Raw genomic sequence first — 22,959 nt, 5'->3', positions numbered from 1 at the left:
CTATGCACACAGTTTATTGGATACTAATTTATTTGGCAACCTTTTGTACCATGGAATTTATGGCTTGGTTTACGCACAAGTATATCATGCACGGTTTTTTATGGCACTTGCACAAAGATCACCATAAAAAAGATCACGATAGTTGGTTTGAGCGCAACGATGCTTTCTTTCTGTTTTACGCGGCCGTAAGCATATTTTGTTTTTACCAATGGGGATACAACGATGTATGGTTCACCTTACCTATAGGGCTCGGTATACTATCGTACGGCATTACCTATTTTTTGGTTCACGATATATTTATTCACCAACGCTTCAAAATTTTTAGAAACGCTAACAATTGGTATGCTCGTGGTGTTAGGCGCGCCCATAAAATTCACCATAAACATTTGGGCAAAAAAGACAGCGAATGTTTCGGGATGCTATTTGTTCCCTTTAAATACTTCAAAAAAAGTAAAACTGCATAATGACGCAAGGAGTCCATTTCGACTACATTATCATTGGAAATGGATTGGCCGGATTACAATTGGCTTTGCGTATGGCAGAGGATAATTTTTTTTCTGATAAAAAGATAGCATTAATCGACCCTTCAGAAAAAAATAGTAACGACAAAACCTGGAGTTTTTGGGAAACCGAGCCCTCACACTGGAATGCTTTAGTTTTTAAATATTGGAAAGAAACAGCGATTATTTCATCTAAAGAAACCATACCTTTTAAGCTTCACCCATACACCTATAAAACCATCCGGTCCATTGATTTTTACAACCAAGCAGAAAAACAACTCAAAACCCGTGATAATTTTCATTTTATAAGCAAAGAAGTCACCTCTGTTAAAGAATCAAACGACATACTTGTAAAGACAAAAACCAACACCTATTCCGCTTCTCATGTATTCGACAGTCGAATTTCAGCTGAGTTTTTCAACCATTCTGAACAGTACATTTCCTTAATTCAACATTTTAAAGGATGGGTTATAAAAACCGATAACGAAACATTTGACGATTCGAGGTTTACTATGATGGATTACAGATTAAAGGACGGCAATCAATGTACTTTTATGTATGTTTTGCCATTTTCGAAAACTGAGGCCTTAATAGAATTTACATATTTTACAGATACGGTTGTAAACGAAGGGACCTATGACAGGTACATGAAGGCTTACATAAAAGACTATTTAAAGATTGACGCCTATGAAATTGTAGAAACTGAGAAGGGAGAAATACCAATGACCACATTTCCATTTTACAAATTCAATACCAGCAAAATAACTAAAATTGGCACGGCGGGTGGTTGGGTAAAAGGCTCTACAGGATATTCGTTTAAAAACACTGAAAGGAAAACTGCAAAAGTCATTCAAAATTTAAAATTAAATCAACTACCCTCTAAAGGCTTATTTAAAAAACGCTTTCGTTTTTACGATAGGGTATTTCTAAAAGTTCTAAAAGATGAAAACCACAAAGGCGAATGGATTTTTAGTCGATTTTATAAAAAGAATACACCAACTATGATATTCAGGTTTCTAGACGAAGAATCTAATTTTACTGAAGAATTAAAGGTAATGCATTCCCTTTTCTCATGGTCCTTTATAAAAGCGTTTTTTAAAACACTTTAGAAAAAAAGGCAACGCTCTTTAGGCGTTACCTTTTCAAATTTTGTTATTTCATATATCCATTATCGTTTTACTGCCCCCTGAAGCACTGTAACAGGCCCCGCCCCCATGTTGTAGGTTTGGTGGTCTGCGGCATCACTTGGAACCATATGTGCTAGTGGCTTTAATGTAAATGGTGCAGGACTATTATCTGGGTAAGGTTCTACTGAAATTACAACCGTTGCTCCTTGTAAATTTGTTGGAAACATTAACCCTGATGGTGCATTCTGTAAATAATCTTCTCCAGGAAATGGTGGTCCATCGCCAAGTTCACCTTTAAATGGTGTTGTAGTTGCGTTATCATCAAAGTCGGCAACATCTGTAAACGTTCCTGAGCTAACGGGCATTCCATCAATTACGGTCCAACCTTCATACTTCCAGCCATTTGATAATTCTGGCAAATCTAGCCCCACCGACGGCGAGCCACTCGAAAGGTCTAAAAACCAAACCCCACTTAGTTCATTGGTATTTGGGCCATTTGTAGGTGTAGCCAAAATATATTTTCCAGCAGACATACTAAAGTCTCCAACTATACCGGACGAACTTACATCTGCGTTATCACCAGAAAAATCTCCTGCCAAAATTTTTGTATTAGAGGGCGCTGGATCAGCATCGTCTGAAGGTTCAATGGACAACACGAATGTTGTAGCTGCTTCCAACAGATCAGCATCAACATTAAATTTTTGTGGAAATTTAACCGAAGTAAACGTTCCTGTTGAAACAGGATTACCATCTACAATAATCCAACCTTCGTAAACATAATCGCTTCCTAGCTCTTCAAGCCCGGTTAAATCTAAAGTTAAACGCGCTGTAGTTTTGCCATGGTCTTCTTTACTACAAGCGGTGGTCAACATTGCTATAGCCATTAAGGCATAAATTGTTTTTTTAATCATAGTTTTTGTTTTTAAGTATTCTATACTCAAAATTAAACCATGTAAATGCCTTAAAATGTTAGCCAGCTAACACTTATGCTGTTTTTTGATAAATTCTTATGGTATGTCTTGTAAACTCTATTTTGTTTTCTTCTTTTAGCTCATTTAATATAATATTCAAAGTAGGCCTTGACGTACCTATTAAACAAGCTATATCTTTTTGGGTGTAGGGATGCTTTATAATTTTATCACCTGTTTTTTCGCAATCATAGCCATAGTCAGCACATAACTCGTCCAAAAACTCCAAAAATCTAGTTTTCGTATCCTTAAACATAAGCAAGCGGAGTCGTCTTTCGAGCCGCTTAAACTTAAAACCAATGAATTTATAAATTTTAAAACTAAAGGTTTTGTTATCTCGCATTAAATCATGCATGGTTTCGACTCCTACGGGACAAATACTGGTATTGTTGTCTACAGATTGTGCAAATTCTTGCCGTTTCGATTCACCCAAAATAGCCGTTTCTCCAAATAGTTCGCCACGAGTAAGAATGGCTTTTACAATTTCATCTCCTGCCTCACTGTAATATCCTAATTTAACTTTTCCTTTTTCTATGAGATAGACTTTATTAGCAGAATCCTCTTGAAAATAGATATAATCTTTCTTTCCATAAGAGTCGAAATGGTGATTAGCTTTGTAAGCTTTAAATTTATGAGGACATAGTATTTTAAAAAGATTGACATCATCAAAAAACCAAAGCGAATTCATTTTTAAGTGTTTGTTTGTTATAGTTTGAAAGTCGATATTTTGAGCAAAAACTTACTTTTTTCAAACAAAAAAGCCTCCTTTTCAAGGAGGCTTTTAAATTAACGCTGCATTATTTTTTATTCTTCTTCGTCAACAGATTCGCTTACGGCTTGCGACTCTTCCAAATCGTTAAGCATATCGTGTTGTTGAAGCAAGTTGTACCATTGCAGTACCTTTTTTATATCGCTGGCGTACACTCTATCTTCATCATATTCTGGCAATATATCAAAAAAGTATTCTTCAAGTTTGTCTTTACTTTCCTTAGGTTTTACGCTAGATAGTTGCCCATTTTCTTTTTCCTTTATTTTTACAAAAACTTCTCTTAGCGGCACTTCTTCAGTTAAGGTATAAATCGCTATTTCGTTTAAAACACTCACGTTGTTTTGTATACTGACAGAAATACGCTTTCCGTCAATTAAAGATTCTGCCACAAAGCCAGCACGTGTTTGAGTAATTAACTTATATAACCCTGGTTTTCCTGAAATTGAAATTACTTTTTCTAAACTCATAAATTATTTTTTGAAAGACACAAATATCAACCGTTTATTGATGTTGTGCAAATATTATCTTTTCTTTTTCATGGCAGGAAAACGCATCCTGTAATCCACTTTTATTTTTCCTTTTGAAATGTTGCTTAACCTTCCTTTTATTAATCGTTTTTTTAAACTGGAAAGCTTGTCGGTAAAAAGCACCCCTTCAATATGGTCATATTCGTGCTGAATGACTCTAGCGATTAATCCGTCAAATGTTTCGCGTTTTTCTTCAAAATTTTCGTCAAAATACGCGATAGTTATCCTCGGTTTTCTAAAAACATCTTCCCTAACATCTGGTATACTTAAGCAACCTTCGTTAAACGCCCATTCTTCGCCTTCTTCTTCAACAATGTTGGCGTTTATAAACACTCTTTTGAAACCATTTAAGGCTTTCTGGTCTTCTTCAGATAAATCTTCATCTTCAGCAAATGGTGTGGTATCGACCAAAAACAAACGAATAGGCAAGCCTATTTGGGGCGCCGCTAGCCCAACACCATAGGCGTTGTACATGGTTTCGAACATATTATTTATTAACTCGTCAAGTTTTGGGTAATCTTTATTTATATCTGAAGCAACTTTTTTTAAAACTGGGTCGCCGTAAGCTACTATGGGTAAAATCATGCTTTAATTATTAGAAATGCAAAAATACAACTCTTATCATTTTTGAATTGCACTTTTAAGCAAAATTATTGGAATGTTTATTTGGAATAGAGGTAACTTTGAAGAATTAGTGTAGCACTAATCTCGTCAACCAATGCTTTGTTTTGGCGCTGTTTCTTTTTCAAACCGCTATCAATCATGGTTTGCACAGCCATTTTTGAGGTAAACCGTTCGTCTTCCCTTTCAATAGGGATTTTAGGAAATGCATTTTGAAGTTTTGTTATAAACGGCTTTATATATTGCTCGCTTTCTGAAGCTGTGTTGTCCATCTGTTTGGGTTCTCCTACTAAAAACAACTCGACACTTTCTTTTGAAACGTAGTCTTTCAAAAACGCAATCAATTCTTTGGTATTTACCGTTGTTAAACCCGATGCGATAATTTGCAGTTCATCGGTAACCGCAATACCAGTTCGTTTTGTCCCAAAATCTATTGCTAAAATACGTGCCATCTTTATCTTTCGGCAAAGGTAACACTTATAAATACGGCATCAAAAAAGGTTGACTAAGTAGACAACCTTTTTGCTCACAAAATTTAACCTTTATATTAATCTCGAATTTGGACTCTATTTTTTATGCTTTAACAGCTTTATATATTTTTGGAAAAACCCAAGTAATGTTTCCTGCGTTTCTTTTTAAATTTAAATAAATTCTGATATCACTAGCTGAACGTGCAATCGTTTCTTTAACCTCTGAAGCATCGATTAACAATGTTCCACCTTCTTCTGTTGTATTATTTTGAACAGTTACCGTATTAGCAGTTTCTACATTTACTACTTTTTCAGCATCTTGTGCGTTGCCTAGGGTAACCGCTAGTAAAAAAACTATTAATATGTAAAGATTCGTTTTCATGTCGTTAAGATTTGATAGGTGGTTCAAATATATATCCGCAACAAGGCTTACACACAAAAAATTAGTTGTAAAAGCCTGTATTTTCGATTATTAGAGCAGCTACTTTTTTTCTCGATAAACCGTTCAACAACATTTTTTTCCGATTAAAGGCATCTGTTTTTGCATTTCGTCCAAAACCATCTTGGATAAAAAGTTGAAATACACATTTTAGTCTTTTAAATGCACTCTAAAAAGTGTTGTTTTTTTGCATTTTATCCTGTTATTATCCGCCGTAATTTTCCCATTTCAAATCCTAGCCCTTATATTTGCTGAAAATTATTTTTTAGATGACAGAATTACAGCAAATCATAGAAAAAGCGTGGGACAATAGAGACCTACTAAAAGAGGAAAGTACAGTAGCAGCCATTAGAAAGGTTGTTGATTTACTGGACAAAGGCGAATTGCGTGTTGCTGAGCCTACAGACAACGGTTGGCAAGTTAACGAATGGGTGAAAAAAGGCGTAGTGCTTTATTTCCCTATTCAAAAGATGGAAACCATTGAATGTGGCCCATTGGAATTCCATGATAAAATTCCGTTAAAAACAGGTTACCAAGAAAAAGGTATACGTGTGGTACCTCATGCCGTAGCAAGACATGGTGCTTACATTTCTGCCGGTACTATTTTAATGCCTAGCTATGTAAACATAGGTGCTTATGTAGATGAAGGCACTATGGTAGATACTTGGGCTACTGTGGGTAGTTGCGCACAAATTGGCAAAAACGTTCACCTTTCTGGTGGAGTTGGTATTGGCGGTGTTTTAGAGCCGCTACAAGCTGCCCCAGTTATTATTGAAGACAACGTTTTTGTTGGAAGCCGTTGTATTGTGGTTGAAGGTGTACGCGTTGAAAAAGAAGCTGTGCTGGGTGCCAACGTAGTACTAACCATGAGCACTAAAATTATTGACGTTACTGGAGACGATCCTGTCGAAATGAAAGGTCGCGTACCGGCACGTTCAGTAGTTATTCCTGGTAGTTACACAAAAAAATTCCCTGCTGGAGAATACCAAGTGCCTTGTGCACTAATTATTGGAAAACGAAAAGAAAGCACCGATAAAAAAACATCTTTAAACGATGCGCTTCGTGATAACGATGTAGCGGTTTAAAAACAATTACAACAATCGATAAAATTCCAAATTCCAACATTTTTATAATGGAATTTGGAATTTTATATTTGTAGCTTTAAGCACTTATGAAAATTTTGGTGATACAACAGAAAATGATTGGCGATGTCCTTACGAGCAGTATTCTGTTTGAAGCCCTTCGTCATAAGTACCCCAATGCCACACTTCACTATTTAATAAACGAACACACCTATCCCGTTGTACAGAACAACCCTTTTATTGATGATTTTATTTTTTTCACCAAATTAGCCGAAACAAGCCAAAGAGAACTTTTCAAGTTAGCACAAACGGTTAAATTAGCCAATTACGAAGTGGTGGTTGATGTATATTCTAAACTATCGAGCAACCTAATAACTGCTCTGTCTGGAGCAAAAACCAAAATTTCGTATTATAAAAAGTACACCACTTTTTTATATAATTTCAATGTAAAAAGAAAAAGAACCTCAGGAAGTTTAGCCATAGAAAACAGGCTACAATTGCTAAAACCATTGGGCATTGAAGCTTCAAGCATCAAACCCAAAATATATCTTACTAAAGAAGAAACCAATAACAGCAAACAGTTTTTATTGGAAAACGGTTTAGATTTTAGCAAACCAATTTTTATGATTGGTGTTTTAGGTAGTGGCGCAAATAAAACCTATCCTCCAAAATATATGAGCCAGGTTATCGATACCGTTTACAGAGAAACCAAAGGACAAATTCTTTTCAATTACATTCCGAAACAAAAAGAACAAGCCGAAAGCATATTCAACCATTGCAGTGATAACACAAAAAAGAGTGTTTTTTTTGATGTTTTTGCAGGCAACCTCAGAGATTTTTTGGCCATTACATTTCATTGCAATGCTTTAATTGGAAATGAAGGTGGTGCTGTAAATATGGCAAAGGCACTAAACGTGAGCACATTCGCTATTTTCTCCCCTTGGATAGACAAAAGCACATGGAGTTTGTTTGAAAGTAATGAAAATATGAGCGTTCACCTAAAAGATTTTAAACCTAACATTTACAACAAACCTGAAAAATCTTTCAAAAAAGAAAGCGATAAACTATACCAAATCTTTACACCCAACTTATTCAAAAAAAAGCTGATTGATTTTTTAAAAAAGATTTAGGAGTAATTACTTTTTCTCAATACCATAAGACGTAAAAGTAGATTTTTTCGCCTTAGTTTCCTTTCTAATTCTATTATTAACTCTAAGTGCCTCGGTATTTTTGTATGGCCGGTGGTGGAATAAATGCAAACAAATCGCACTGTACCTAATTTGAATAAACTTAGTACCGTAATTCACCAAACGTTCACCCAATTCTCGATCTTCACCACCGTACTGCATACGTTCATCAAAACCATTTACCTCTAAAATATCGCTTTTCCAGCCCGAAACATTCATGCCATCAAAAGTAGCTTTTGTTGGCGTAAAAGTATTTAAAAACCAAGCTCGAAGCCCTTTTGCTGTTAGCTTATTTGTTTTAAACGTTTTTTTTAAACCACGTTCAAGCAACCAATCCAGATTAAAGCACCGTTGGTTTTCAACATCATCTTTTGAAATCACGTTTGAAATGTAATCTGGGAGTTTAAAATATCCGCCGGACAAAAAGCAATTTTCTTTCTTCATACGCAAATGGGTATTCACAAAATCCCTTCGCGGAATACAATCACCGTCGGTAAAAATCAAATAGTCTGCCGTCGTTTTTTGGATAGCTTTATTCAAAATTTTTGTCTTTTGAAAACCATTATCTTCATGCCAAACATGTACAATATGCATATTAGTTGAAGATTTAACAGAATCAATCAGTTCTTTTGTGCTTTCAGAAGATCCATCGTCTGCTATAATGATTTCAAAATTCTTTTCGGTTTGTACGGCATAACCCCAAAGTACTTTTTTTAACCATTCCGGTTGGTTGTACGTACTTATAATTACCGAAGCTTTTAATGTTCCCATTGCAACAAAAATAGCTATTTTTGCCATATAAAAGACACGCTGAAATGATCAAACTATCGGGAGTAATCATTACCCATAATGAGGAAAGAAACATTGAACAATGTTTAAAATCCCTAGCCCCAGTAGTTGATGAGATTGTTGTGGTCGATTCGTTTTCTACAGATGGCACAAAGGCAATATGTAAAAATTACAATGTTGTATTTATTGAGCAAGAATTTCTGGGCTATATAGAACAAAAAAACTTTGCTCTTACTCAGGCCAAATACAATTACGTTGTCTCTTTAGATGGTGATGAGGCGCTTTCTGAAACCTTACAAGAATCAATTAAACTTCTTAAACAGAATTGGAAATTGGATGGTTATTATGCCAATCGATTTAACAATTTTTGCGGACAATGGATTAAACATTCTGATTGGTATCCAAATCGAAAATTAAGAATCTTTGATCGGCGAAAAGCTTCATGGAAAGGCATTAACCCACACGACAATGTAGTCATGAATAATCCCAACAACAAAACAGGACATTTAAAAGGCGATATTTTGCATTGGACCTACCAAACGTATTCTGAGTTTAATTTAAAAACTGAACATTTTTCATCAATCTCAGCAAAAGCATATTATCAATTAGGTAAAAAAGCCCCTATTTGGAAAATATTAATCAACCCCTCTTGGGCTTTCTTTAAAGCCTACTTTTTAAGGTTAGGCTTTTTAGATGGGCTAAACGGTTTTATTATTTGCGTACAAACCGCCAATATCACATTCTTAAAATATACTAAGCTAAGGGAGCTTTATAAAAAGTCCAAATAAGGTAATACTTAGCTTAAAAACATGTTGTCAATTGTTTTTGCACAATTCTCCCAAGTATATGGCATGACCGTTTTCCTAACGTCAGTTTTTAACAAAAAAGCTTTTTCTATTAACGGTAAAACGTCTTTATAAGTAGCGTCAACATCAAACAAAAATCCATTTTCTCCATGTTGAATTAAATCTGTGCAATATCCTGTCTTTGAAGCAACCGGCACACAATTGGACATCATAGCTTCCAGCACCGGTACAGGGCCACCCTCCAAAAGAGATGGTGATACAAAAACATCTATTTTACTGTACATTTCAGGATAATCTTTGTAAGGAATTCTTTTGTGGTAAACAAAATTTGGCAAACTTTTTATTTTATGGAAATCTTCATAATTATCCCAATTTTGCCCGATAAGATGAAAGGTGTGTTGCGGCATATTCTTTACGATATCGTAAAGCAGTTTTGGGTTTTTTCTAACATGGAAACTGGAACAAAAACCAACATCGCCAAAACCGCGTTCATGACCGTAAAAAAATTTAGACGACGTACCTATGTGCAACACTTTTAACAACTCTGGTTTTACACCTATTTTTGTTAGATATGATTTTATTTCGGAATTTAAGCAAATGATATGATCTGCTTTGTTTAGACACCAAACAACATGGGTTTTAGAATATTTTTTATCCCAATTAGGGTGTGTAAACATTACGATGTTCTTTTTATTTAAAATACTAGGCTTACTTCTTATACAGCGGCAAAAATAATTTTGATAGATAAAAAAATAGCCATCGGCATCGGGTAAATTTCGTAACTTATTATGATAATGCGTTTTGGCATTGAGAGCAGAAAAACGGGAAAGGCGGCGCACCTTTGCTCCAAATATCCATTCCTTATCCAATTCCCGGGCAATAAAAACCACGTCCTTTACATTTTTTGAGGAATGAGCCTTAAATTTCGATTGTAAAATAGCCCAAAGGTATTTCCACTTATGAACCAATATAAAGTACAGTTGCTCTCCTAAGTTACCCTTCATTTTTGCGTTTTTTAATTTATAGGCGAGTGACTTGGTCTCGATTTATACTTTTTCTTCCAAAAGAAAATTCGCTTCTTCAATCTTATTTTTTTATAAAACTGCTCTTGAAAATCGACCGTAGATTGCCACATTAAATTGAAAATACGTGTTTCATCTTCTCCCGAGCATTTAGCATATTCATTGCTCATTGTTTCTATCATCGATTTGTGGATGGTAAGTTTTGCGAAATTCTTAACACGCGTTTCGAAATCCATTTTACCAAACTCCATACGGTTTAAATCTACCAAATAAAATTCGTATTCATCTTTTGTTCGCTTTATCAAAGTATTCCCTGGCGAGTGGTCTAAAAAGTTCACGCCATTTTCGTGCAGTTTATAAGTGAATCTGGTAAATGCCCTCAAAATAGCTTCGTGGTCGGGAATTTGAAAATCTGTAGTAAGCTCCCTAAAGGTTAAATCGCATTCTACCAATTCACTTACGTAATAACTTTTTTTGAATAAAAATGGAGTATGTTCCAATAAATAAGCCACCGGATGGGGTGTTTTTAAGCCCAACTGCAATAATTTAGTTGCATACTCAAACGAACGTTGCGCTTTAGACTTTCTAAAAAACCGATAAACAACTTGATTAATTACATTAGGAACTTTAAATGATTTTATTGTATGATTTTCGTTACCTATAGCAACAATTTTAATTATATTACGTTCTGCTGCTCCTAAGATTTCTTTATAAGAATCAAAGTTTTCCAAAGCATGTTTTATGGTTTCTTTATGAGACTTATATTTTTCAGCTATAACTAAAGTTTGGCCCACCTTATTATTTAGTTTTGGCACAAATATATCCAATTAAAAAACAAAGTAGAGCAATAGCTGTACTTTCATTTGTTTTCTAAACCACCATCCTGTATTTTTGGACGATAATCGTTACCTGTATGAAAGATGTTTCAGCTGTAATTATAAACTACAACTCTTCAAACTTTACCATCAACTGTATAAATTCCATTTTGGAAAAAACCTCAAATGACATCTCTTTTGAAATAATTGTAGTTGATAATGCCTCAAAACCTGAAGATTTTCAAAAGCTAAAAAAAGCGACAGACAGTATTGGTTTTTCGAATTTAAAATTAGTAAGGAGCAGATACAATACAGGTTTTGGGGGCGGTAATATGTACGGTGTCCAATTTGCAAATGGAAAACACTATGCCTTCATTAACAACGATACGGTTTTACAAAATGACTGTTTAAGTATTGTTTTAGAATTTCTTGAAAGTAACAAAAAGGCCGCTATTTGTTGTCCACAGCAATTCAACGAAAAGAACGAAGTACAAAAATCGTTCGATCACTTTTTAAGTTTGAAACGAGAGTTGTTTGGCCGAAAAATATTAGAAAAAACGAGCCCAACAACCTATCCTAAACGCCAAAAGATATACGATAAGCCCCTAAAAGTTCAAAGTGTACCGGGTTCGTTTTTGGTAGTAAAGGCCGAACCGTTTCATAAAATTGGCGGTTTCGATACGAATATTTTTTTATACTATGAAGAAACCGATTTGTGTTACCGCATGGCAAAAAACTCACAAAAAGGCAGTTCTTATTTAGTGCCCAAAGCAAGGTACACACATTTTAAAGGGCAAAGTACCGAAAAGAGTTTGGCTATTAAAAAAGAGCTAAAGATTTCGTTATTGTATGTTATACGAAAAAATTCGGGGTATTGTGCTTATCAAATTTTAAGATGGTGGCTCACTTTGAAGTCCTTTTTTAAAATGCTGTTTAAACCAAAGCGTTTTCGTCTATTTTTAATGTTTTTAAAAGGTGCGCCTATAAGCGATTCTTTAAAACAAAAACAAACTATCTCAGATTAAAACATGAATATATTACATCTTTCGGGCGTATCAAATTGGGGCGGTGGAGAATACCACATTGAAAACTTATGTACAGAATTGGCCGAAACAAATCCTGAGATAAATAATATTGTATTTTGTGTGAAAAATGGTCCTTTTCACCAACGGTTAAAAAACACAGACATACATTATATCACAGCACCTTTAGCGATTAAGATAGATTTGAGGTTTTCATTAAAACTGGGGCGAATATGTAAAGCCAAAAAGATAGATTTAATTCATATCCACGATACAACCGCCATCCAATTGGCCATTATTACCGATAAATTATATAAATTACCTCCTTTTATATTTAGCAAAAAAACATCGTTCGAAATTAAGCAACGCAAAAAAACATTGTATAAATATAATTATCCAAAAATCAAAAAAATACTTTGTGTTTCGGAAGAAACCAAAACTGTTTCAAAAAAAGCCATTGTTGACCACAGCAAGCTGGTTACGATTTACCACGGCACCAATTTAAAAACCAAAAGCGACCAAACACCTTTTAATTTACGTCACAAATTTTCCATCGGTAAAGATAAAATAATTATAGGCAACGTTGCTAACCACATTAGAGCAAAACACCTAGACACTTGGGTTAACGTGGCAAATAAAATTGTGAATGAGAAGAATAAATCCAATTTCATGTTTATTCAATTAGGAACCTTTACCGAACGCACACAACCACTCTTAGACCGTGTAAAGGAATTGAATTTAAGTAAGCACATGCTTTTCTTAGGATACACACCAAGTGCTTCAAATTTTATCCCCCAATTCGATATATCATTGATGACTTCGCAAAGCGAAGGTGTCCCGCAGTTTATTTACGAATCGATGTACCACAAAACTCCTGTAATAAGCACCAGCGTTGGCGGAATTCCAGAAATTATTAAACATGGAGAAAACGGGCTGCTTGCACCGATGCACGATTATAAACAGTTATCAAATTTGGTTTTACAACTAGCTGACCATACTGAAATGAAAAAGCAATTTACTTCAAAGGCATACAACAATCTAATAGATAAATATACAACGAGCCAAATGGCACAACAAACAGTTAAAGTTTATAAAGAAATACTAAACAATGTCTAACCAAAATATCGAGATCCAAAACGCACTACAAGTTTTAAAAAGTGGCGGCATCATCCTCTACCCTACAGATACCGTTTGGGGTATTGGTTGCGATGCCAATAATCCAGAAGCCGTAAAAAAAGTGTACCAATTAAAACAACGGGAAGACAGCAAAGCATTAATTTGTCTGGTGGCTGACGATAGGATGCTAAAAAAATACGTTAAACAAATTCCTATAGCGGCCCTAAACATTATTGAAGTTACCGATAAACCCACGACTATAATTTACGACAAAGCGCAAAATCTAGCAGAAAATTTAATTGCAGACGATGGTTCTATCGCCATTAGAATTCCAGACGATGATTTTTGTTACTGGTTAACTCGAAAATTTAATGGAGCCATAGTCTCTACATCTGCCAATATCAGTGGTTCGCCAACACCAAAATCATTCAAAGAAATAGCGCCGGAGGTTTTAAAAGGTGTGGACTATGTTGTAAATTTGCAACGCGAAAAAATTTGCGACAAACCATCGTCCATCATCAAACTGAGCAACAATGGTTTGGTTAAAGTTATAAGAGCTTAAAATCTCTAAAATGCTAAATGAATTACAAAGAAGCATTACAGCACGACATTTTTAAAATAATATCCAAATCTGCTTCAGAATTAGATCTGGAGAGCTATGTTATTGGCGGATTTGTACGCGACCATATACTAAAACGGGGTTCGGCCAAAGATATTGATATTGTTGCTACAGGAGACGGCATTAAACTGGCAAAGCAAGTGGCCAAAAATTTACCTAACAGACCCAAGGTTCAAGTTTTTAAAACTTACGGCACAGCCATGCTTCGGCACGAAGATATTGAGATAGAATTTGTTGGCGCCCGAAAAGAATCGTACACTGAAGACAGCAGAAACCCTGCGGTTGAGAATGGCACACTACAAGACGACCAAAACCGCCGTGATTTTACTATAAACGCATTAGCTTTAAATTTAGGAGAAAACCATTTTGGCGATTTACTCGATCCGTTTAATGGTATGCAAGACTTAACCGAAAAAATTATCAGGACGCCCTTAAATCCAGATATTACCTATAGTGACGACCCTTTACGAATGTTGCGTGCCATAAGGTTTGCGACTCAATTACATTTTAAAATTGAGGACAAATCTTTTAAAGCTATAGCCAACAATGCCGAACGCATAAAAATAATAACCAACGAGCGCATTGTTACAGAGCTCAACAAAATATTAGAAAGCAAAAAGCCATCCATCGGGTTCTTATTGTTGGAAAAAACCGGGCTATTAAAATATATTCTACCAGAGTTAACCGCTTTAAAAGGCATTGACGAAATTGAAGGTCAACGCCATAAAGACAACTTTTATCACACTTTGGAAGTGCTTGATAATATTGCAAAAAACACCGACAACTTATGGTTACGTTGGGCAGCTTTGTTGCACGATATAGGCAAGGCACCAACAAAAAAATTCAGTAAAAAAATGGGATGGACTTTCCACGGGCATGAGTTTGAAGGTTCAAAAATGGTGTACCGCTTGTTCAAACGTTTAAAAATGCCATTGAACGACAAAATGAAATTTGTTCAAAAAATGGTATTAATGAGTTCGCGGCCCATTGTTTTGGCACAAGATATCGTTACCGATTCTGCCGTTAGAAGATTGGTTTTTGATGCTGGGGATTATGTCGATGACTTAATGACCCTTTGTGAAGCCGATATCACAACCAAAAATCCAAAACGATTCAAGAAATACCATAACAATTTCAAGATTGTTCGTGAAAAAATTGTTGAAGTTGAAGCCCGCGATCATGTTAGAAATTTTCAACCTCCTATTTCTGGTGAAGAAATTATGGAAACCTTCAACCTACAGCCATCAAAAGAAATAGGCATCATTAAAGAAGCCATAAAGGAAGCTATTTTAGAAGGCGAAATCCCTAATGAATATGAAGCAGCTTACGATTTAATGCTAAAAAGGGGAGAAAAATTAGGATTGAAAACGGCTAATACTAAAAAGTAAACTGTTTGCATTCAGCAATTAATAAATTTTATAAATTCGTGTATTTGTGGCAAATTCATCAAGAGACAACAAAAAAGTAATTTACTGGTTACTAACGGGCTGCCTACTTATTTTCATCATGGTTGTAGTTGGCGGCATTACGCGGTTAACCCATTCGGGGTTATCAATTTCCAACTATAAACTTATTTCGGGAACCATTCCGCCAATGAACGAAACCGAATGGCAAGAAGCTTTTAATTTGTACAAACAGTACCCTGAGTACCAAAAACTCAACAACCATTTCAACCTTGAAGATTTTAAGGACATTTACTTTTGGGAGTGGCTGCATCGCGTTATCGGTCGTTTTATTGGGCTGGTATTTTTACTACCTTTTATTTATTTTCTAATCACCAAACAACTTACAAAACCCACCATAAAAAAAGCAATTATTTTATTGAGCCTAGGGGCCTTTCAAGGTTTTTTAGGTTGGTATATGGTGAAAAGTGGTTTAGTTGACAACCCCGATGTTAGTCATTATCGTCTGGCAGCGCATCTCACAACAGCATTTATAACCTTTGCTTACACGTTTTGGGTGGCATTGGACTTGATGTTTCCAAATAAAAAACAAGTCGATTTAAAATTTCGAAATTTTATAAGGCTAACATTAGCTATTGTACTGCTCCAAATTATTTATGGGGCATTTGTAGCTGGCCTTGACGCCGGATTTATTCATAACCATTGGCCTATGATGAGTGAAGGTAAATTTATTCACGAAACTGTTTATACCGAACAGAACCCGTTGTTAAAAAACTTTATTGAAGGTAAAAGTGGTGTGCAGTTTGTACATAGAATTTTGGCATTCTTTGTTGTTGGTTTTATAGTAGCTCTCTACTTTAAAAGCAAAAAAATGGAACTCACCAATTACCAATCAAAAAGCGTTTATATACTTTTGGTTATGGTAGGGCTACAATTCGTTTTGGGCGTACTTACAATACTGTTACAAGTGCCCGTTTGGCTAGGCGTAGCGCATCAAGTAGGGGCTTTTTTCTTACTTAGCGCCACGACATTCACACTCCATCGTTTTACAAAATAATTTAATTACACTACCTTTGTAGCGCAACTTTTAGCTATGATTTACAGATTTAGAGTTATTTTAGACAACGACACCGATGAAGACATTTTTCGAGATCTAGAAATTCGAGAAAGTGACACATTGGAGGATTTGCACAACATCATTACCCAGTCGTTTGGGTTTGACGGTACCGAAATGGCTTCATTTTACATTAGCAACGACCAATGGGAACAGGGTGAAGAAATTTCGTTATTTGACCTAAGCGACGACAATACTGCACGCTTGATGAACGAAACATCCCTTGACAGCGTTGTTCACGAAGCACAGACCAAGCTGATTTATGTTTACGATTTTTTAAGCATGTGGACCTTTTTTGTTGAATTAGCCGAAATTGCCGAAGAAACCGAAGGACACGATTATCCCAACCTCATGTTTGTTCAAGGTCAAGTGCCAGACACTGCCCCCGACCGTGTTTTTGAAACCGAAGACGATGATGATTTTGCCGAATTTGATGACGGTTACGACCTTGACGACTACGACAGCTTAGATTTTGAAGAAAACTGGAACTAAATCTTATTTCTGTCTTAACTTTTCTAAATTGACGTTTTCATAGTTTCTCGTTAAGAACTCTAAAGAACGCTTCAAAATATCGCCCATATTTTTACAGCGCTTAAATTTTACATCTTGCGTATATTCAAAAATTTTCATCTTTAAAAGTTTTACATGCGTCTCTTTAGAGATTACATCCTCTTGCATACAATCCAAGAGCAGGCCTATCCTATCGTGGAAACTTTTTAAACGCTTTACCAAAATTGAACGCTCTTCGGTTTTATACTGGTTAATGGACAGTTTTTGCATGCTATCGGACACCAATTCAACCATTTTTAAATTTTCCTTGAAAAATTGAGGTCTGTAAATATTAAACTTACCCTCGTATGATTGCTGATCAAAATCTATTGCCCTAATTTTGTAAACCACATGGTCAAAATCGTGAGTAGGTACAATAACATAATTGTACGAGCGCATGTCGCCCAAAAGCCTAATCATACAGCGTTCATTAAACTTTACGAACTCTTTAGCAATTTGTGATTTTTCTGATTTATCACATTTTGGCAAAAAATCCTTAATAAACTCGTCACCCGGAATACCCGCAATATGTTCTTCAATTAGGGTGTCTTTATAAACCAAAAAGTTTAAATTATAAGGCGACAACATATGCTCCAATTCTAGCCCATAAACCCTTGATGCATCAGCTGTTTTAACGTAAAAATAGGTGTAATTATCATTTAAAATATTTCTGACTTTTATTCTAAAGGGCTTAGAATTTCCAAAGGTGCAGTAATCAATAGCGTCTACACTCAAGAATGGCAAAACATTCTCGTTTCCATCGGAGTGTAAAATGGTATATACTTTTTTTAAGGACTGTTCGATTTCTTCTCGTTCAAAATCGTTGTAATAAACTCGAATCCAAAGCGTATCGTTATCGTCTTTATCATAGACGACAATAGACCCTTGAAACCTTAGCAAATCATCATAAAAAATTGGAATCTTTATATTCCTATTATATTCCGATAGGTAATCGTTTAATTTAGCCGTTATTGGAAACGATGGCTTTTTCTTCGATATTTTTAAATCTTGCATACTGTAAAGTTATTCAAAAGTTTGTCTTAACACTTCGCCATTCGAATTCCAAAATAATAAAACTTTCCTTTTCGGTAGCATAAAATTTATATTCTCTTAAAAAGGTTTGTAACAAATACTTAAAAAGGTCGTCGTATTTTTAGAATCAAAGTATTTAAATGTGTTGGTTAGCATAAAAAAATGATATCTCTTGGAACCTATACTTACAATTAACAATCTCACTAAAAAATTTGGCTACTTAACAGCTGTAAAAGACTTAACATTTACTATTAACAAAGGCAATGTTTACGGTATTTTAGGCCCAAATGGCAGCGGAAAATCAACTACTTTGGGCATTGTGCTTAATGTGGTAAACAAAACACACGGTAATTTTTATTGGTTTGGTGGCAATACCTCTACACACGATGCCCTAAAAAAGGTTGGCGCCATTATTGAACGTCCCAACTTTTACCCTTACATGACCGCTGTTCAAAACTTGAAATTAGTTTGCAAAATTAAAGGGGTAGCTTATGAAAAAATTGACGAAAAGCTTAAAACTGTTGGCCTTTTAGAACGAAAAGACAGTAAATTCAGTACCTACTCTTTGGGCATGAAACAACGCTTGGCCATAGCATCAGCGTTATTGAACGACCCTGAAATTTTAATTCTCGACGAACCAACCAACGGTTTAGACCCTCAAGGCATACATCAAATACGAGAAATTATTAAACAAATTGCCGCAAATGGCACAACCATTTTGTTGGCCTCTCACCTACTTGACGAAGTTGAAAAAGTATGTTCGCATGTAGTTGTACTCAGAAAAGGTAAAAAATTATATTCTGGTCGAGTTGACGAAATGATTTCCAGCCATGGTTTTTTCGAGCTAAAAACCAATATGCAAGATGAACTGGTTGCATTTTTGGAGAGCAATTCTGATTTTGGAAAAATTAAAGTCCAAAACAATCTAATTACAGCCTTTTTAAATCACCCAATGGATGCAGATGATTTGAATAGGCAGTTATTTGAAAAAGATATTGTACTAACCCATTTGGTAAAACGTAAAGAAAGTTTGGAAGAACAATTTTTACAGTTGACCAATAACAACCAAAATTAATTTTAAATGCTACGACTTTTAAATTTAGAACTACAAAAGCTATTACTTAACCGAACAAGTAAAATTCTTATTTTTATTTCGTTTGTTCTACCATTTTTCATCATTCTTCTATCGTCATTAAAGATTAACGTTTTTGGCTTTTTTACTTTAGAATTGGGTGAACTGGGCGTATTTAACTTTCCTATTATTTGGCATTTAACTACGTTTTTCGCATCGCAGTTTAAATTCTTTTTTGCTATAGTAGTAGTAAGTATGATTGGCAACGAATACAGTAACAAAACCCTAAAACAAAATTTAATTGATGGGCTAAGTAAAAAGGAATTCATACTATCAAAATTTTATACCATTGTATTCTTTTCATTAGTTTCAACCATTTTAATCGGTTTAATTTCACTCTGTATCGGTTTATATTATTCGAGTTATAACGAATTTTCCATCATTGTTATGGAAACCGAGTTTCTTTTGGCATATTTTGTTAGACTAATGGGCTTTTTTAGTTTGTGCCTGTTTTTTGGCATGCTTGTAAAACGTTCGGCTTTTGCATTAGCTTTCCTTTTTATTCTTTTTATTGTGGAGTGGATTGTTTTCGGACTAATGGCTTGGAAAATGGAAACGGATGCCGCAGAGAAAATCCAGAATTTTTTCCCTTTAAAATCCATGTATAAGCTTATAGACCAACCCTTTCAGCGTATAGCGATGACAAAATTCCCTGAAAAATCTGAGCTTATGTATAATTATTCGGTTACCCCTCTAGAAATCGTAATCGTTTTATGTTGGACTGCTATATTTGTATTTTTATCGTGTAGATTATTAAAAAAGCGCGATTTATAATATCTTTGGTAGCATTTGCTAAAGAAAAAGATGATAAAAAAAGCCCTAATTTTAATATTTTTAGCCTTAACCAGTATGTATTCTTTTGGTCAGGCCGAAGCTTCCAATTGGTACTTTGGAGAAAACGCCGGTATTAATTTCAATATTTTTACCGGAACCGTAACCACACTTAACGATGGCGAGCTTTTTACTCGCGAAGGTTGTGCATCCATCTCGAACTCCAACGGAGAGCTATTGTTTTACACAGACGGAACAACGGTCTATAATGCATCACATGAAATCATGTCCAACGGCAGTGCCCTGCTTGGTGATGAATCCAGCACACAATCGGCCATTGTTGTCCCCAAACCTAACGACCCATCTATTTATTATATTTTTACAGTTGGCTCCAACCAAACCAATACGGGTTTAAATTATTCGGTTGTAGATATGTCGGGTGACTCTGGTAAAGGTATTGTAAAAAATAAAAACACCAACCTTTTACCACAATGTGCAGAAAAGATATCAGCTGTTGTTAAAGATTGTGATACACGCTCTATTTGGGTGGTGACGTTATCATCAGAAAGCGGATTTTTCGGAAACCCTCCTAATCTAAATACATTTTATGCTTACGAAATCGGTCCCACGGGTGTTAACTCTAATCCTGTTAAAACTACTCTAGACGTAAACTTTACAGATTCCAGAGGCTACCTAAAGTTATCTCCTAGCGGTTTAAAATTAGCTTGTGCCAGTGTTCACACTTCCGGTCTGTATTTATTTGACTTCGATTCACAAACTGGAATTGTAAGCAACCCCCAACCGTTAAGTATTGACAGTTCTAGTGACAAGCCCTATGGTCTTGAGTTTTCTCCTGATAGTAATTTACTTTATGTAACCTCATCAAACGATTACTTTAATAGAAGTGACCCAGATGAAAACGATGATCCACAAAACCATAGATCCCTTCTAATTCAATATAACTTAAATGCCCCTAACATATCAGATTCTCAAGTTGTTTTAGATGATCAAAACCTTTACCGTGGTGCATTGCAATTAGGGCCAAATGGGAAAATATACCGCTCATTAAGTGAAACATACGATGTAGGAATCAACAAACTAGGCGTTATTAACAACCCAAACAGCATTGGAACAGCTGCCAATTACCAACATAATGCCGTAGATTTAGGAACTAATAATGCAACACAAGGCTTGCCCCCTTTCATCGCTTCGTTTTTTAACGAACAAATAGATATTGTAAAAAATGGAAGCGACACTAATTTTATTGCACTTTGCGAAGGCGAAACCTATACGCTTGTGGCTGATGAAATTTTAGGTGCTACATATACTTGGACCAAAGATCGTGTAGTTTTACCTGAAACCGATTTTGACCTCGAGGTGACAGAAACAGGCATTTACAAAGTTGTTATTGAGCCTCCTGGAGAAGTTCAAATAACGAATTGTGGACTTCCTCAAGGAGAAGCTAGAGTAGAGTTTTATGATTATCCTGAAGCATTTGATACCGATTTGTTCCAATGTGATTATGATTTAGGCTCTATCGATATCACGACTTTTAATTTAACGGAAGCTTATGAAATGATATCACCTTCCATTAATGAAGATTTTTCTGTTACGCTTCACAAATCTGAAGATGATGCTCTAAATAATGTCGACCCAATTAGTAATGTAGATTCTTACCAAAATACGGCTCCAAACGAAATACTTTATGCTCGTGTTGAACATATTTTAAGTGGGTGCTTTAGCACAGCACCACTAAGCCTGAATGTTAGCAACACTCAAGTTCCTTTATACCAAGCTTCTCCGGTTTGTGACGAGGTAGATTCTCCTGATGGGATTAATGTGTTCAATCTAGAACTATACAAAACAGAGATTGCAAATAACTTAGGAGTATCCATAAATGATTTTAATATAACGTTTTACGAAACGCGAGACGATGCTTTATTAGAAATCAATAAGATTAGTGAATATCAAAACAAAACACCTTATAACGATATTTTATTTTACAGAGCAGACACTAACAGCAACAATGCTTGTTATGGCATCAACGAAATACAATTAACGGTAGAAAAATTACCAAATATCAATAAAACAGACACTTCATTTTATTGTCTTAATGAATTTCCTAATCCCATAAAAATCAACGCTGGGTTAACCCAAGGAAATATAAATGATTATACCTATTTATGGAACAATGGCGAAACCAGTTATGAAATAGAGGTAAACGAAACAGGAACATATTCTGTTGTAGTAACCAATAAGGCAAACTGTTCAGATGAAAGATTGGTTACCGTAGAACCCTCAAACCTTGCAACAATAGACGAAATTGAAATAACGGATGTATCAGAAAACAATATTATTAACGTTATGGTATCGGGCGAAGGCACATACGAGTTTGCCTTGGTTAATTCTAAAAACATAATAATACGCCCCTATCAAGAAAGTCCGGTGTTTGAAAACCTCTACCCTGGTGTGTACAACGTCCATATTAAAGACATAAAAAACAATTGCGGTGTCGTCAACCAAACGGTTTCTGTTATTGGGTTCCCTAAGTTTTTCACTCCAAATAACGATGGAATTAATGACACATGGCAGGTTTTTGGCATCTCTGAACTTTTTCAACCCAATACAAAAATCCAAATTTACAACCGTTACGGTAAACTTTTAAAAGAAATAAATCCTTTGGGCAAAGGATGGGATGGGCAAATCCGTGGAAAAAAATTACCAAGTGACGACTATTGGTTCTCTGTAAAACTTCAAGACGGAAGGGTTTTTAAAAATCATTTTACGTTAAAGCATTAAAAAAAGCGTAACATGTTTAAGCCAAACAAATACCGAAACACAAATCTTAAACCAATACGGTAAACCTTTTCAAAGAGTTAGACCATATGGGGAAGACTGGAATAGCTTACCTAATAGGAAAAGGTTGCTAAACGATGATTATTAGTTTTCAGTTAAACAGAACGGTAAAATATTTAAAAACTACTTTACGTTACAACAATAAATTGTACCTATCGAAACAGCAGAGAAAACACAATTCATCGATTTATTTTGCATTTCGCCTAAAAAAAATTTACTTTTC

The 22,959-nt window shown here is 35.2% G+C and carries 24 protein-coding genes; 14 read left to right on the top strand and 10 right to left on the bottom strand.

Features of this window, described 5'->3' with window-relative positions:
- Nucleotides 1-2 precede the first annotated feature (2 nt).
- Both GSB9_02953 and GSB9_02952 read left to right on the top strand, forming a co-directional pair.
- Nucleotides 3-464 carry a sterol desaturase family protein gene (locus tag GSB9_02953; GenBank protein UKM66371.1) on the top strand — a complete coding sequence of 154 codons (462 nt, stop codon included), beginning with the start codon at nucleotides 3-5 and terminating at the stop codon, nucleotides 462-464.
- Nucleotides 464-1,609, top strand: a complete 1,146-nt coding sequence (locus tag GSB9_02952) for a lycopene cyclase family protein (GenBank protein ID UKM66370.1) — start codon at nucleotides 464-466, stop codon at nucleotides 1,607-1,609. Before GSB9_02953 ends, GSB9_02952 begins: the two co-directional genes overlap by 1 nt.
- Nucleotides 1,610-1,668: 59 nt before the next feature.
- Here the strand turns inward: GSB9_02952 and GSB9_02951 are convergent, their stop codons facing one another.
- The 6 genes from GSB9_02951 to GSB9_02946 all read right to left on the bottom strand — a co-directional run bounded on the left by GSB9_02951 (nucleotide 1,669) and on the right by GSB9_02946 (nucleotide 5,364).
- The gene (locus GSB9_02951) at nucleotides 1,669-2,538 is read right to left on the bottom strand and encodes an anti-sigma factor (protein ID UKM66369.1); all 870 of its coding nucleotides are present in this window, start codon (nucleotides 2,536-2,538) and stop codon (nucleotides 1,669-1,671) included.
- A gap of 73 nt (nucleotides 2,539-2,611) precedes the next feature.
- Nucleotides 2,612-3,283 carry a Crp/Fnr family transcriptional regulator gene (locus GSB9_02950; protein ID UKM66368.1) on the bottom strand — a complete coding sequence of 224 codons (672 nt, stop codon included), beginning with the start codon at nucleotides 3,281-3,283 and terminating at the stop codon, nucleotides 2,612-2,614.
- 116 nt (nucleotides 3,284-3,399) lie between these two features.
- Nucleotides 3,400-3,831, bottom strand: a complete 432-nt coding sequence (locus GSB9_02949; protein UKM66367.1) for a DUF5606 domain-containing protein — start codon at nucleotides 3,829-3,831, stop codon at nucleotides 3,400-3,402.
- A 54-nt stretch (nucleotides 3,832-3,885) separates the two neighbouring features.
- Complete coding sequence (gene def, locus GSB9_02948) at nucleotides 3,886-4,476, bottom strand: peptide deformylase (GenBank protein ID UKM66366.1); 591 nt, start codon at nucleotides 4,474-4,476, stop codon at nucleotides 3,886-3,888.
- A 77-nt stretch (nucleotides 4,477-4,553) separates the two neighbouring features.
- Nucleotides 4,554-4,964 carry a Holliday junction resolvase RuvX gene (ruvX, locus tag GSB9_02947; GenBank protein ID UKM66365.1) on the bottom strand — a complete coding sequence of 137 codons (411 nt, stop codon included), beginning with the start codon at nucleotides 4,962-4,964 and terminating at the stop codon, nucleotides 4,554-4,556.
- Nucleotides 4,965-5,085: 121 nt separating this feature from the next.
- Nucleotides 5,086-5,364: a hypothetical protein gene (locus tag GSB9_02946; protein ID UKM66364.1), complete on the bottom strand. Its 279-nt coding sequence runs from the start codon at nucleotides 5,362-5,364 to the stop codon at nucleotides 5,086-5,088.
- A gap of 326 nt (nucleotides 5,365-5,690) precedes the next feature.
- Here GSB9_02946 and GSB9_02945 point away from each other — a divergent pair, with 326 nt between their 5' ends.
- Together GSB9_02945 and GSB9_02944 are read left to right on the top strand one after the other, a co-directional pair.
- Entirely contained in the window at nucleotides 5,691-6,506 is an 816-nt protein-coding gene (locus GSB9_02945; GenBank protein UKM66363.1) for a 2,3,4,5-tetrahydropyridine-2,6-dicarboxylate N-succinyltransferase, read from the top strand.
- Between the two features lie 113 nt (nucleotides 6,507-6,619).
- A complete protein-coding gene (locus tag GSB9_02944; GenBank protein ID UKM66362.2) occupies nucleotides 6,620-7,633 on the top strand; it encodes a lipopolysaccharide heptosyltransferase family protein in 1,014 nt (337 codons plus the stop codon).
- 6 nt (nucleotides 7,634-7,639) lie between these two features.
- On the opposite strand, the gene GSB9_02943 is transcribed toward GSB9_02944, so the two are convergent.
- Entirely contained in the window at nucleotides 7,640-8,488 is an 849-nt protein-coding gene (locus GSB9_02943; protein ID UKM66361.1) for a glycosyltransferase family 2 protein, read from the bottom strand.
- Nucleotides 8,489-8,505: 17 nt separating this feature from the next.
- On the opposite strand from GSB9_02943, the gene GSB9_02942 reads away from it, so the two are divergent.
- Entirely contained in the window at nucleotides 8,506-9,267 is a 762-nt protein-coding gene (locus GSB9_02942; GenBank protein ID UKM66360.1) for a glycosyltransferase family 2 protein, read from the top strand.
- Nucleotides 9,268-9,275: 8 nt separating this feature from the next.
- Here the strand turns inward: GSB9_02942 and GSB9_02941 are convergent, their stop codons facing one another.
- Both GSB9_02941 and GSB9_02940 read right to left on the bottom strand, forming a co-directional pair.
- Complete coding sequence (locus tag GSB9_02941; protein UKM66359.1) at nucleotides 9,276-10,289, bottom strand: glycosyltransferase family 4 protein; 1,014 nt, start codon at nucleotides 10,287-10,289, stop codon at nucleotides 9,276-9,278.
- 11 nt (nucleotides 10,290-10,300) lie between these two features.
- Nucleotides 10,301-11,101, bottom strand: a complete 801-nt coding sequence (locus tag GSB9_02940; protein UKM66358.2) for a lipopolysaccharide kinase InaA family protein — start codon at nucleotides 11,099-11,101, stop codon at nucleotides 10,301-10,303.
- Between the two features lie 119 nt (nucleotides 11,102-11,220).
- Here GSB9_02940 and GSB9_02939 point away from each other — a divergent pair, with 119 nt between their 5' ends.
- From GSB9_02939 to GSB9_02934, 6 genes are all read left to right on the top strand, one after another.
- Nucleotides 11,221-12,147: a glycosyltransferase family 2 protein gene (locus tag GSB9_02939; protein UKM66357.1), complete on the top strand. Its 927-nt coding sequence runs from the start codon at nucleotides 11,221-11,223 to the stop codon at nucleotides 12,145-12,147.
- Between the two features lie 3 nt (nucleotides 12,148-12,150).
- Complete coding sequence (locus GSB9_02938; protein UKM66356.1) at nucleotides 12,151-13,260, top strand: glycosyltransferase family 4 protein; 1,110 nt, start codon at nucleotides 12,151-12,153, stop codon at nucleotides 13,258-13,260.
- On the top strand, nucleotides 13,253-13,822 hold the full coding sequence (locus GSB9_02937) for an L-threonylcarbamoyladenylate synthase (GenBank protein ID UKM66355.1): 570 nt from the start codon (nucleotides 13,253-13,255) through the stop codon (nucleotides 13,820-13,822). Before GSB9_02938 ends, GSB9_02937 begins: the two co-directional genes overlap by 8 nt.
- Nucleotides 13,823-13,839: 17 nt before the next feature.
- Complete coding sequence (locus GSB9_02936) at nucleotides 13,840-15,267, top strand: CCA tRNA nucleotidyltransferase (GenBank protein ID UKM66354.1); 1,428 nt, start codon at nucleotides 13,840-13,842, stop codon at nucleotides 15,265-15,267.
- A gap of 118 nt (nucleotides 15,268-15,385) precedes the next feature.
- Nucleotides 15,386-16,339 carry a COX15/CtaA family protein gene (locus GSB9_02935; protein ID UKM66353.2) on the top strand — a complete coding sequence of 318 codons (954 nt, stop codon included), beginning with the start codon at nucleotides 15,386-15,388 and terminating at the stop codon, nucleotides 16,337-16,339.
- 36 nt (nucleotides 16,340-16,375) lie between these two features.
- Nucleotides 16,376-16,888, top strand: a complete 513-nt coding sequence (locus tag GSB9_02934) for a plasmid pRiA4b ORF-3 family protein (GenBank protein UKM66352.1) — start codon at nucleotides 16,376-16,378, stop codon at nucleotides 16,886-16,888.
- A gap of 3 nt (nucleotides 16,889-16,891) precedes the next feature.
- On the opposite strand, the gene GSB9_02933 is transcribed toward GSB9_02934, so the two are convergent.
- Nucleotides 16,892-17,959 (bottom strand): hypothetical protein, encoded by a 1,068-nt coding sequence (locus tag GSB9_02933; protein ID UKM66351.1) that lies wholly within the window; start codon nucleotides 17,957-17,959, stop codon nucleotides 16,892-16,894.
- Nucleotides 17,960-18,149: 190 nt separating this feature from the next.
- Here GSB9_02933 and GSB9_02932 point away from each other — a divergent pair, with 190 nt between their 5' ends.
- Genes GSB9_02932 through GSB9_02930 form a run of 3 tightly spaced genes read left to right on the top strand, consistent with a single transcriptional unit; the run spans nucleotide 18,150 to nucleotide 22,679 of the window.
- A complete protein-coding gene (locus GSB9_02932; GenBank protein UKM66350.1) occupies nucleotides 18,150-19,052 on the top strand; it encodes an ABC transporter ATP-binding protein in 903 nt (300 codons plus the stop codon).
- A gap of 6 nt (nucleotides 19,053-19,058) precedes the next feature.
- On the top strand, nucleotides 19,059-19,883 hold the full coding sequence (locus GSB9_02931) for an ABC transporter permease (protein ID UKM66349.1): 825 nt from the start codon (nucleotides 19,059-19,061) through the stop codon (nucleotides 19,881-19,883).
- 30 nt (nucleotides 19,884-19,913) lie between these two features.
- Complete coding sequence (locus tag GSB9_02930) at nucleotides 19,914-22,679, top strand: T9SS type B sorting domain-containing protein (protein UKM66348.1); 2,766 nt, start codon at nucleotides 19,914-19,916, stop codon at nucleotides 22,677-22,679.
- Nucleotides 22,680-22,959: the final 280 nt, after the last annotated feature.

It is taken from the genome of Flavobacteriaceae bacterium GSB9, from assembly GCA_022749295.1.
Taxonomy (GTDB): Bacteria; Bacteroidota; Bacteroidia; order Flavobacteriales; family Flavobacteriaceae; genus Flavisericum.
The sequence above is the reverse complement of the archived record's forward strand: the minus strand, read 5'-3'. Positions and strand labels throughout refer to the sequence as shown.